An 11969-nucleotide genomic window follows, 5' to 3' on the forward strand; every position below is an offset into this window, starting at 1 on the left:
GGCCCGACCGGCCCCGGCCTGCCCCCTCCGTCAGGCGTGCACGCTCTCCCGCTCGCGTTCCAGCATCCGCAGCAAGGGCCCGTCCACACCCGCGAGATCGGCGTACGCACCACGCTGCACCACGCGGCCCGCGTCCAGCACGAGCACCTCGTCGACGGCGTCGAGTCCCTCCAGCCGGTGGGTGATCAGGACGGTCGTACGGCCCCGGGTGGCAGTCAGCAGGTCCGCGGTCAGCGCGTCGGCCGTCGCCAGATCGAGGTGCTCCGCGGGCTCGTCCAGGACGAGCACGGGGAAGTCGGCGAGGAGCGCGCGGGCCAGCGCGAGCCGCTGCCGCTGGCCGCCTGAGAGCCGGGCGCCGTGTTCACCCACCAGGGTGTCGAGCCCGTCCGGCAGCGCATCGGCCCAGTCCAGCAGCCGGGCCTGCGCGAGCGCGTCCCGCAGTTCACCGTCCGTCGCTCCGGTACGGGCGAGACGCAGATTCTCGCGGATGGAGCTGTCGAAGACATGGGCGTCCTGGGCACACAGCCCCACGTACGCCCGGACGGTGTCGCCGTCCAGTTCGCAGGCCTCGACACCGCCGATCCGGTACGTCCCGGCCCGTGCGTCCAGGAAGCGGAGCAGGACCTGGGCGAGTGTCGACTTGCCCGAGCCCGAGGGCCCGACCACGGCGATACGCCTGCCGGGCAAGATCGTCAGATCGACGGCCTCCAGGGCGTCCCGCCGCGCTCCCGCGTATCGGGCCGACAGCCCCCGCACCTCCAGCGGGAACGGCGACTCGGGCGCGGCAGCGGGGCTGACGGGCTCGCGTACCGGCACCGGGGCGTCCAGCACCTCGTACACGCGCTCCGCGCTCCGCTTCACGCGTTGGCGGTACTGCACGGCGAGCGGCAGCCCCGTCACCGCCTCGAAGGCCGCCAGCGGGGTCAGCACCACCACCGCGAGCGCCACGCCCGCCAGCCGTCCGTCGTGCACCGCCGGGAGGGCGACGAGTGCGGCACCGACCACCGTGAGGCCGCAGATCAGGGCGGAGAGCCCGCCGCCGAGCGCGGTCGCGGTCGCCGCACGGGAGGCGATCCGGGTGAGGACGCCGTCCGCCTCGCGCACCTGCCGGCTACGGGCGGGCAGCGCGCCGGCGACGGTCAGTTCGGCCGTCCCGCTGAGCAGATCGGTGACCCGGGTGGCCAGCATGGCCCGCGCGGGCGCCAGTTGGCGTTCCACGTGACGGGCACACGCCCCGCTGACCAGGGGCACGCCCACCCCGGCGAGGAGAAGGCCGACGGCGAGGACGACGCCCGCCTCCGGGAGCAGCCAGCCGGTGAATCCGGCAGCCGCGGTACCGACGACGACCGCGGTCCCCACGGGCAGCAGCCAGCGCAGCCAGTAGTCCTGCAGCGCGTCCACATCGGCCACGAGGCGTGACAGCAGGTCGCCGCGCCGCGTCGTACGCAGACCGGCCGGAGCGATCCGCTCCAGTCCCCGGTACACGGCGACCCGCAGCTCCGCGAGCATCCTGAGCACCGCGTCGTGCGAGACGAGGCGCTCGGCGTACCGGAAGACCGCGCGGCCGATACCGAAGGCGCGGGTCGCGGTGACGGCGACCATCAGATAGAGCACCGGCGGCTGTTCGGAGGCGCGGGAGATCAACCACCCCGACACGGCCATCAGCCCGACGGCCGAGCCCACGGCGAGGCTGCCCAGCAGCAGGGCCAGCCCCAGCTTCCGGTGCTGCGCACCGGCGGCCTCCCGGACCCGGGCCAGGACGTGCCCCGCCCTCGGAGCGGTGTCCTTGAGGATCTCCCCCGTGCCGTCCGGCTCACCGGACGAAGCAGACGAGGCAGGGGCCGGCCCCCCGGGCCGCGGCACCATCGGGCGCCCCGCGTCCACGGCTACGTCTGCGCGGCTTCGCGCTTCCCGCGGCTCCAGCGTCACCACACGGTCGGCAACCGACAGCAGCGCCGGACGGTGGACGACGAGGAGTACGGTCCGTCCCGCCGCCAGTCTCCGTACCGCCTCGACGATCCCCGCCTCCGTCTCGCCGTCGAGGCTCGCGGTCGGCTCGTCGAGCAGGAGCAGCGGCCGGTCGGCGAGGAACGCGCGGGCCAGGGCGAGCCGCTGCCGCTGCCCCGCCGAGAGCCCGGCACCGTCCTCACCGAGCAGCGTCCGCGCACCCTCCGGGAGGTCCGCGACGAAGCCGGACGCGCCCGCGTCCCGCAGCGCCGCCGATACCGCTTCGTCGTCCGCGTCAGGGCGGGCCAGCCGTACGTTCTCGGCGATCGTGCCGGCGAAGAGATGCGGACGCTGCGGCACCCAGGCGATCTGTTCGCGCCAGCGTTCCGGGGAGAGCTCGGCCAGATCGGTCCCGCCGATCCGTATGCGTCCCTCGTCGGGCACCGCGAAGCTCAGCACCACATGGAGGAGCGTGGACTTGCCGACTCCGCTGGGGCCGACGAGGGCGACGGTCTCACCCGGCTCCACCACCAGGGAGGCATCGTCCAGCGAGGGTTCGGTACGGCCCGGGTGGCGGACCGTCACCCCGTCGAGCTCCAGCCTCGGCGTCGCGGGGACGTCCTGTGTGCCGGCCGCCCGGGGCTCGGTCTCCAGGACCGAGAAGATCTCCTCCGCGGCGGAGAGTCCCTCCGCGGCCGCGTGGTACTGCGCCCCGACCTGCCGGATGGGCAGATACGCCTCCGGCGCCAGGATGAGGATCACCAGACCGGTGTAGAGGTCCAGTTCGCCGTGGACGAGCCGCATCCCGATGGTCACGGCGACCAGGGCCACCGACAGGGTCGCCAGGAGTTCCAGGGCGAAGGACGACAGGAACGCGACCCGCAGGGTCCGCAGGGTGGCCTGCCGATACTGCGAGGTGATGGTGCGGATCGATTCGGCCTGCGCCTTGGCGCGCCCGAAGACCTTCAGCGTCGGAAGTCCGGCGACCACATCGAGAAAGTGCCCCGAGAGCCGCGAGAGCAGCCGCCACTGACGGTCCATCCGGGACTGTGTGGCCCAGCCGATCAGAATCATGAAGAGCGGGATGAGCGGCAGTGTGACCACGATGATCGCGGCGGAGACCCAGTCCTCCGTGACGATCCTGGCCAGGACCGCGAGCGGCACCACCACAGCGAGCCCCAGCTGTGGCAGATAGCGCGCGAAGTAGTCGTCGAGCGCGTCGACGCCCCGGGTGGCGAGCGCCACCAGCGAGCCGGTGCGCTGACCGCTCAGCCAGTCGGGGCCGAGCTGCGCGGCCCGCTCCATGAGCCGGCCGCGCAGCTCGGACTTGACCGCCGCACCGGCGCGGTACGCGGCGAGTTCGGTGAGCCAGGCCACCAGGGCGCGGCCCACCGCGACCGCGGCGAGCAGCAGCAGGGGTGTGCGGAGTCCGGGAAGGGACAGGCCCTCCTCGAATCCGCCCACCACCACTTCGGCGATGAGCATCGCCTGGGCGATCACCAGCGCCGCCCCGACGAGCCCGAGTGCCACCACGGCAGCCAGGAAGAGGCGGGTGGCCCGGGCGTACCGGAGCAGACGCGGGTCGATCGGTTTCACGTGAAACAGCCCCCAGAGAGCTCGCTGCGGCCGGTGCGATCAGTGCACGTCGGCGATGTGCTGGGTACCGATGCGCTTGCGGAACACCCAGTAGGTCCAGCTCTGGTAGAGCAGGACGAGGGGAGTGGCGATGCCCGCGCACCAGGTCATGATCGTCAGGGTGTACGGGGTGGACGAGGCGTTGGTGACCGTGAGGTTCCAGGCGTCGTTCAGCGAGGACGGCATGACGTTCGGGAAGAGCGTCAGGAACAGCATGGCGACCGCGGCCACGATGGTCAGGCCCGAGAGCGCGAACGACCAGCCCTCGCGCCCGGCCGCGACCGCGACGATCGCGGCGACCAGCGCCCCGGCCGCGACGATCATGGCCAGCAGGCTCCAGCTGTCACCGTTGTCCACCTGGGTCCAGATCAGGAAGACCAGCGCGAGGACCGCGGTGACCGGTCCCAGCTTGAGTGCCAGCTTGCGGGCCCGTTCCCTGATGTCTCCGACCGTCTTGAGCCCGGCGAACACCGTGCCGTGGAAGGTGAAGAGGAAGAGCGTGACCAGTCCGCCGAGGAGGGCGTACGGGTTGAGCAGGTCCCAGAAATTACCGACGTACTCCATGTCGGCATCGATCTTCACGCCGCGCACGATGTTGCCGAAGGCCACGCCCCAGAGCACGGCCGGGATCAGCGAGGTCCAGAAGATCGCGTGTTCCCAGTTGGTCTGCCACTTCTCCTCGGGCCGCTTCGACCGGTACTCGAAGGCGACTCCGCGCACGATCAGGCAGAGCAGAATGATCAGCAGCGGCAGGTAGAACCCGGAGAAGAGCGTGGCGTACCACTCGGGGAAGGCGGCGAAGGTCGCGCCGCCCGCGCTGAGCAGCCAGACCTCGTTGCCGTCCCATACGGGACCGATCGTGTTGATCAGTACCCGGCGTTCCTTGCGGTCGCGGGCCAGCACCTTGGTGAGGACACCGATACCGAAGTCGAATCCCTCCAGGAAGAAGTAGCCGATCCAGAGGACGGCGATGAGTACGAACCAGACGTCGTGGAGTTCCATCTCTCAGCTCCTCTGCTCTCAGTAGGAGAAGGCCATCGGGCGGTCGGCGTCCTGGTCGTCATGACCGCCGATCTTGGTGGGCGGGTTGAGGTCGGCCTCCGTGAGTTCCGGCGGTCCGGCCTTGATGTACTTCACGAGCAGTCTGACCTCGATCACGGCGAGCACCGCGTAGAGCAGGGTGAAGACGGTCATCGAGAGGATTACCTCGCCCTGCGAGGTACCGGGGGAGACCGCGTCGCGGGTCTGGAGCACGCCGTAGACGACCCAGGGCTGACGCCCCATCTCGGTGAAGATCCAACCCCAGGAGTTGGCGATCAGCGGGAAGAGCAGGGTCCACAGGGCGACGAGCCAGTAGAGCTTGGTGAGCTTGGGACTCAGCGCCTTGTTCCTGAACAGGACCAGATTGGGCACCTCATCCTCACCGGTCCGCATCGCCGCCGGCAGCATGAACTTCTTCCGGGTCAGCCACAGTCCGAGCAGACCGAGGCCGAAGGACGCCATGCCGAAGCCGATCATCCAGCGGAAGCTCCAGAAGGCGACCGGAATGTTGGGCCGGTAGTCGCCGGGGCCGTACTTCTCCTGCTCGGCCTTGTTGATGTCGTTGATGCCGGGGACGTACGAGTCGAAGGTGTCGTCGGCGAGGAAGGACAGCACCCCGGGGATCGAGATCTCCACGGAGTTGTGGCCCTTGCTGACATCTCCGTACGCGAAGATCGAGAAGGGCGCGGCATTCTGCCCGTCCCACAGCGCCTCGGCGGCGGCCATCTTCATCGGCTGCTGCTTGAACATCACCTTGCCCAGCCGGTCACCGCTGACGGCGGTCAGCATGCCGGCGATCACGACGGTGACGAGCCCGAGCCGCAGGGACGTCCGCATGACGGGGATGTGCTTCTTGCGGGCCAGGTGGAACGCGGCGATGCCGACCATGAAGGCGCCGCCGACGAGGAACGCGGCCGTGATGGTGTGGAAGAACTGGGTGAGCGCGGTGTTCTGCGTGAGCACACGCCAGAAGTCGGTGAGCTCCGCGCGGCCGCGTTCCTCGTTTATGCGATAGCCGACCGGGTGCTGCATCCAGGAGTTGGCCGCCAGGATGAAGTACGCGGAGAGGATGGTGCCGATGGAGACCATCCACATGCAGGCGAGATGGATCTTCTTCGGCAGCTTGTCCCAGCCGAAGATCCACAACCCGATGAAGGTGGACTCGAAGAAGAACGCGATCAGCGCCTCGAAGGCGAGCGGGGCACCGAAGATGTCGCCGACGAAACGGGAGTAGTCCGACCAGTTCATGCCGAACTGGAACTCCTGGACGATGCCGGTGACGACACCCATGGCGATGTTGATCAGGAAGAGCTTCCCCCAGAACTTCGTGGCTCTGAGGTACTTCTCGTTGTTGGTCCGCACCCAGGCGGTCTGCAGGCCGGCGGTGAGCGCGGCGAGGGAGATCGTCAGAGGGACGAACAGGAAGTGGTAGACGGTCGTAATGCCGAATTGCCATCGCGCCAGGGTTTCCGGCGCCAGAGCCAGGTCCACGTCGTCGTTCTCCTTACGGGGCCGTGTTCACAGGGGCACCTTGCCCCTCTTTATCCCCTGATCAGGGGAGGAACCGGGACACGCTTGTGAACGCGTTCACATTCACAAGCATTATGGCGCACACGCTTTCGGAACGTTCGATCGGGGGGGCCTTCCCGGACCATCCGGACAGCCGGGCCCCCGGCACCGCACAGCACGGTGGCCCCGGACCTCGGCAGTCGAGGTCCGGGGCCACCGGCCCACACAGGAACGTCGGAACGGCTACGGCCGGAAGGATCCGCAGCGGCCGCGCCCGCCGCTCACCACTCCTGGCGGTACGACTCCGTCACCTTGAGGAACACGTCATTGGCCTCGGACTCCCCGATCGTGACCCGCACTCCCTCACCCGCGAACGGCCGGACCACCACACCGGCCCGCGCGCACGCCGCCGCGAAGTCGACCGTACGGTCCCCGAGCCGCAGCCAGACGAAGTTGGCCTGGGACTCCGGAACGGTCCAGCCCTGTCGCACCAGCTCCTCGTACACCCGGATGCGCTCGCAGACCAGCGTGCCTACCCGCCCCATCAGCTCGTCCTCGGCGCGGAGCGAGGCGACGGCCGCGTCCTGTGCGAGCTGGCTGACCCCGAAGGGGACGGCCGTCTTCCGCAGCGCGGCCGCAACCGGCTCATGCGCCACCGCGAACCCGACGCGCAGGCCGGCCAGGCCGTACGCCTTGGAGAAGGTCCTCAGCACCGCGACGTTGGGCCGGTCCCGGTAGATCTCGATGCCGTCCGGCACCTCGACGTCCCGGATGAACTCCTTGTACGCCTCGTCGAGCACCACCAGCACATCGCTCGGCACCCGGTCCAGGAACCGCTCGAGCTCGGCCCTGCGGACCACCGTGCCTGTCGGGTTGTTCGGATTACAGACGAAGATCAGGCGCGTCCGGTCGGTGATCGCGTCTGCCATCGCGTCCAGATCGTGCACATCACCGTCGGTCAGCGGCACCTTCACCGAGGTCGCGCCGCTGACCTGCGTGATGATCGGGTACGCCTCGAAGGAGCGCCAGGCATAGATGACCTCGTCCCCCGGGCCCGACGTGGCCTGGAGCAGCTGCTGCGCCACCCCGACCGAGCCGGTGCCGGTGGCCAGGTGCGAGACAGGCACACCGAACCGGTCGGCCAGCTCATTCATCAGCCCGGTGCAGGCCATGTCCGGGTAGCGGTTGAAGTTCGCGGCAGCGGCGAGCGCGGACTCCATCACGCCCGGCAGCGGCGGAAACGGGTTCTCGTTGGAGGAAAGCTTGAAGGCGACCGGTCCGCCGGCCGCCGCCGGTTTGCCCGGCACATAGGCGGGCACGCCGTCCAGCTCGGCGCGCAGCTTGGGGCTCGTATCGCTCACCGCAGGTCCTCCTCGACCATCCGTGCACATCAATGCTGCTCACCTTATGAGGATTCGGCGCCGCTGCGAATGGCCGGAGCCGGGATTCGTCCCCTGTGCCGGGAAGCGCACGGAATGGTCCCGAACGAGTCGGCCCGGCGAGGGGGAGCGTTTTGCATTCCGCCGCACGCCGGTGGCTCACTCCGTGGCGCGCATCCCTCGAAGAGGTGAGTTGAGACCTCTTCGAGACATCGGTCATTTACCAGGCCCATCCACTTCGACACATGACACACTTGCGTTCGACCCGCCAACTCCCTTGATTTCCAAGGCATTTAGCGCTTTATGATCATGCAGAAACGTGCCTGTTGACGGGTGAATATGCGACCGGCCCAACCACCCGTCCGAGCCCTACTATCGGCTCGCCATGACAGCAGCAGGGAAGCACCAGGTGAGCCGGACAGAGACGCCCCGGCGCAACGGCCGGCAAGGACGGGCGGGTATCCGGGATGTAGCCGCCGCGGCCGGGGTCTCCATCACGACCGTCTCCGACGCGCTCAACGGCAAGGGCAGGCTCCCGGACGCCACCCGCCGCCATGTCCGCGAGGTCGCCGAGCGTCTGGGCTATCGCCCGTCCGCCGCGGCCCGAACCCTCCGTACGGGCAAGTCGGGTCTGATCGGCCTGACCGTGACCACGTACGGGGATGAACCTTTCACCTTCACCGAATTCGCGTACTTCGCCGAGATGGCCAGAGCCGCCACATCCGCGGCGCTCGCCCGCGGCTACGCCCTCGTCATCCTCCCCGCCACCTCCCGCCACAGCACCGTCGACGTCTGGTCCAACGTCGCACTGGACGGCACCGTCGTCATCGACCCCTCCGACCAGGACCCGGTCGTCACCGAACTCGTGCGCCAGGGCGTGCCGGTCGTCTCGGACGGCCGCCCGGCCGGGTCGCTTCCAGTCACCGCCTGGGTCGACAACGACCACCGGGCCGCCGTCTTCGACCTCCTCGACCATCTCGCCGCCGCCGGAGCCCGCCGCATCGGCCTGCTGACCGGCACCACCACCGACACGTACACCCGGCTCTCCACCACCGCCTACCTCCACTGGTGCGAGCGCGTGGGCCAGGACCCGGTGTACGAGTCCTATCCGGCCCACGACCCGTGCGCGGGCGCAGTGGCGGCCGACCGCCTCCTGGCCCGCCCGGACCGGCCCGACGCCGTGTACGGACTCTTCGACCCCAACGGGACGGATCTGCTGGCGGCCGCCCGCCGGTACGGTCTGCGCGTCCCCGAGGACCTGCTGCTGATCTGCTGCAGCGAGTCCACCGTGTACGCGAGCACCGAACCACCCATCACCACGCTCTCCCTGAAGCCGCGCAGAATCGGCACGGCAGTCGTCCAGCTCCTCATCGACGCCATCGAGGGCGTCGAACACGACGGGCCCCTCGAACAGGTAATACCGACCGAGCTCATCGTCCGGACCTCGTCACAGCGCCGCCCGCCACGCACCACGGTCAGCGCTCCACGCTCCCCGGTCGGGGACTGATCGCAACAATCCGGACCAATCGACCGGCGAACCGTACGTGCGCGCGGATTCACCACCCCTGGTGCGTCACAGAGCACGATCCGCATTCCTATGATGGGCGCACGACACCGCGGACCACCTCTACCAGGCAAGGCCCGTCAGGTGTACGGCGGCGCGACGGTGGTGGAGGGGTCGATGACTCAGGGGGCCGGTCAGGAACCCGTGGTGCGGACGGCGACGTTGCGTGACTTTCGCGTTCCGCCGTATGCGCAGACGCCCGTGCCCCCGCGCTCGCCACATCCCGGCAGCGTGGCGATGGACGCCGAACCGCCGGAGGGCTACACGCCCACCGCGCGCGATCTGCCGGTGATCAGGCGCGAGGACACCGTCGAGGTGCGCCCCGTCCCCGAGCAGCGGCCGGCCGCCGACGCGGGGCGCGGTCCGCTCTACGTCGTCGGCGATGTCCACGGCTATCTGGACGAGCTCGTCGCCGCCCTGGCCGAGCAGGGCCTCATCGACGCCGACGGCGCCTGGGCAGCGGGCAACGCCCGGCTCTGGTTCCTCGGCGACTTCACGGACCGCGGCCCGGACGGCATCGGCGTCATCGACCTCGTGATGCGGCTCTCCGCCGAGGCCGCCGCTGCCGGCGGGTACTGCAAGGCCCTGATGGGCAATCACGAACTGCTGCTCATCGGAGCCAAGCGGTTCGGCGACACCCCGGTGAACTCCGGTGCGGGCACCGCGACGTTCCAGGCGGCCTGGCTGCTCAACGGCGGCCAGAAGACCGACATGGACCGGCTCCAGGACGTCCACCTCCAGTGGATGTCCCGGCTCGACGCGGTCGTCGAGGAGGACGGGCATCTGCTGATGCACTCCGACACGACGGCGTACCTCGACTACGGCTCCACCATCGAGGACGTCAACGACACGGTGCACGCCATTCTCACGCGTAACGACGCCGATGAGTGCTGGGACGTCTTCCGCAAGCTGACCAAGCGGTTCGCCTTCCGGGACGAGGGGGGCGCCGAGGCCGTGCGCGAGCTGATGGCGACGTACGGCGGGCAGCGCGTCGTGCATGGTCACAGCCCCATTCCGTATCTGCTCGGCGAGGTCGGTTCGGAGGACGGCGAGGACACCGCACGTCCCGTCGTGGACGGCCCGCACGTGTACGCGGACGGGCTCGCCATCGCCATGGACGGCGGAGTGACCATGGCCGGAAAGCTACTGGTGGTCCAGCTCCCCCTGCATGGATGAAGCAGGCCGGGGAAGGCGCATCCACGACCTGACCCAGCGACCACCGGGCCTATTTACGGAAACCCCCTGTCACCCCGTGCCGTAGGCGCTCTACCATCGGCGTATCAGTCGCAGGCTCTCCTCCGTTTCCGCCCAATTGCCCGGTCCACGCGGTCAGTCAGGCCCTACGGAGCATCGGGGGATGCACATGAAAAGCGCTCCGCACCTGCTGGCCGAGGACCGCCCCGAGTACGAGCGGATTCTCGATGACGCGCTGCGTCATGCTCATGAACACCCGGCTCTGGACGGAGTCGGTGACCGGCTCAATCCGGAACAGCTACGCACGATGGCGCTGAACGCCACGGCTCTCATCACCGCGGCCGCCGCCACCGAGTACGAGCACTATGTGAAGGCCCGCGGTGAACTGCGCGGTCCCGCCGGTGATCCGGCCCTCGGCCAGGCCATCGGTTCCGCGCCGGACGAGACGAAGGGGACGGGCGCCGGCATAGGCGCCGTTGTCACCGCCCTGGCACCGGTCCTCGCCGGTGCCGCCGCCGTGATCTTCCTGCTCGTCGGCTATCTGCTCCAGGCACTCGGCCCGGACCTCGCGATCGCCGCCACGATGATCACCGCCGGCTGGTTCTTCGGCGCGGTCGCCGCGGCGGCCACCCTGGTCGCCGCCGTCGGACTGCTCCTCACGGCCCTGCGCAACGGTGCCACCTCGTTGCCCGCCGAGGACCCGGAGGAGGAGTTGCCTGAGGATGTGGCGCGTGCCAGGGAGGCGTGGCGCCATGCCCTGCTGGAGCGCGGCATCCTGCCGTTCCTGCGGGACGCACTCGCCGACCCGACCGCGGGTGCCGCCTCCCGGACGCCGCACCGCTCCCCGAACCGCATCCCGAAGATCGGCTACAGCAGACCGGACTTCTCCGGCCCGTCCGACGGACCGTCGGCCGGCCCGCGTCCGACCTTCACCAGCCCGGACTTCACCAGTCCGGACTTCGGCGGCCCGGAGCACCAGCCGGAGTGACCTGCTGTGTGAACTGCGGCGTTCGGGGTTCGGAACGCACGAAGGCCGGGGCAGCTCTCGGCTGCGCCCGGCCAATGCGGTGAGAAGCGGCTCAGACCGCGTGCGGCGCCAGCTTCGGGTTGTCCCCGTACGTGTTCGCCTCCGGCTTGCTCTCGGAAGCAAGGAAGACGAGCAGCATGATCCCGCCGACCAGCGGCACGAACGAAATCAGGATCCACCAGCCCGAACGCCCGGTGTCGTGCAGCCGCCGCACGAGGACGGCGAGCGTAGGAACCAGCACGGCGACGATGTAGATGATGCAGGGGATCTGCGTCTCGATCGCCAAGCCGATGCCCACGAGCACCAGGGCCACGATGAGGTTGAAGAGCACGAACATCCAGTACTCCTTGCGGCGCGCACGCCCGCTGAAGCCCGCGTAGTTCTTGAGCACGTTCAGGTACCAGTTCACTGCTATTCCCTCCCCAGGCCCCTGATCAGAGGGGCACATTTTCAGCCAAGCAAGGCGGAACGTAAGGCAGAGATAAGGAAAGGGTCAAGCCCTGGCCGACGGCAGCGGAAACGTACACTCATCTGCCGCGATACCGTTTCCCTACCGACGCCGAGCAGCCATCACATCTCGGACAGTTGGGGATACGCCATCTGAAATAAGCCATGGCAGTTGCCCGTTGACCACCGCGCGCACGAAGACGGCGTTGCCCGAGGCACCTTGCGC

The 11969-nt window shown here is 69.2% G+C and carries 8 protein-coding genes; 3 read left to right on the forward strand and 5 right to left on the reverse strand.

What is annotated here, in order from left to right; translation table 11 throughout:
* Positions 1 to 30 precede the first annotated feature (30 nt).
* The 4 genes from cydD to hisC form a co-directional block, all read right to left on the reverse strand.
* Positions 31 to 3543 carry a thiol reductant ABC exporter subunit CydD gene (gene cydD / locus ACFT7S_RS14785; RefSeq protein ID WP_382731326.1) on the reverse strand — a complete coding sequence of 1171 codons (3513 nt, stop codon included), beginning with the start codon at positions 3541 to 3543 and terminating at the stop codon, positions 31 to 33.
* Between the two features lie 39 nt (positions 3544 to 3582).
* Entirely contained in the window at positions 3583 to 4584 is a 1002-nt protein-coding gene (cydB, locus tag ACFT7S_RS14790) for a cytochrome d ubiquinol oxidase subunit II (RefSeq protein ID WP_382731329.1), read from the reverse strand.
* A gap of 18 nt (positions 4585 to 4602) precedes the next feature.
* Positions 4603 to 6114: a cytochrome ubiquinol oxidase subunit I gene (locus tag ACFT7S_RS14795; protein WP_382731331.1), complete on the reverse strand. Its 1512-nt coding sequence runs from the start codon at positions 6112 to 6114 to the stop codon at positions 4603 to 4605.
* 299 nt (positions 6115 to 6413) lie between these two features.
* Positions 6414 to 7493: a histidinol-phosphate transaminase gene (hisC, locus tag ACFT7S_RS14800; protein ID WP_382731334.1), complete on the reverse strand. Its 1080-nt coding sequence runs from the start codon at positions 7491 to 7493 to the stop codon at positions 6414 to 6416.
* Positions 7494 to 7896: 403 nt separating this feature from the next.
* On the opposite strand from hisC, the gene ACFT7S_RS14805 reads away from it, so the two are divergent.
* From ACFT7S_RS14805 to ACFT7S_RS14815, 3 genes are all read left to right on the forward strand, one after another.
* Positions 7897 to 9018 carry a LacI family DNA-binding transcriptional regulator gene (locus ACFT7S_RS14805; protein ID WP_382731336.1) on the forward strand — a complete coding sequence of 374 codons (1122 nt, stop codon included), beginning with the start codon at positions 7897 to 7899 and terminating at the stop codon, positions 9016 to 9018.
* 159 nt (positions 9019 to 9177) lie between these two features.
* Positions 9178 to 10251 (forward strand): metallophosphoesterase, encoded by a 1074-nt coding sequence (locus ACFT7S_RS14810; RefSeq protein WP_382731386.1) that lies wholly within the window; start codon positions 9178 to 9180, stop codon positions 10249 to 10251.
* 181 nt (positions 10252 to 10432) lie between these two features.
* Positions 10433 to 11257 carry a hypothetical protein gene (locus ACFT7S_RS14815; protein ID WP_382731338.1) on the forward strand — a complete coding sequence of 275 codons (825 nt, stop codon included), beginning with the start codon at positions 10433 to 10435 and terminating at the stop codon, positions 11255 to 11257.
* Between the two features lie 91 nt (positions 11258 to 11348).
* On the opposite strand, the gene ACFT7S_RS14820 is transcribed toward ACFT7S_RS14815, so the two are convergent.
* On the reverse strand, positions 11349 to 11705 hold the full coding sequence (locus tag ACFT7S_RS14820) for a DUF805 domain-containing protein (RefSeq protein ID WP_382731340.1): 357 nt from the start codon (positions 11703 to 11705) through the stop codon (positions 11349 to 11351).
* Between the last annotated feature and the right edge of the window lie 264 nt (positions 11706 to 11969).

The sequence above is a fragment of the Streptomyces sp. NPDC057136 genome (assembly GCF_042670885.1).
GTDB lineage: Bacteria > Actinomycetota > Actinomycetes > Streptomycetales > Streptomycetaceae > Streptomyces.

What these genes read in the sequence shown, in the direction of transcription:
- cydB (WP_382731329.1), bottom strand. Translation starts at nt 4,584, where the DNA reads ATGGAACTCCACGACGTCTGGTTCGTACTCATCGCCGTCCTCTGGATC.
- ACFT7S_RS14805 (WP_382731336.1), top strand. Translation starts at nt 7,897, where the DNA reads ATGACAGCAGCAGGGAAGCACCAGGTGAGCCGGACAGAGACGCCCCGG.
- ACFT7S_RS14815 (WP_382731338.1), top strand. Translation starts at nt 10,433, where the DNA reads ATGCACATGAAAAGCGCTCCGCACCTGCTGGCCGAGGACCGCCCCGAG.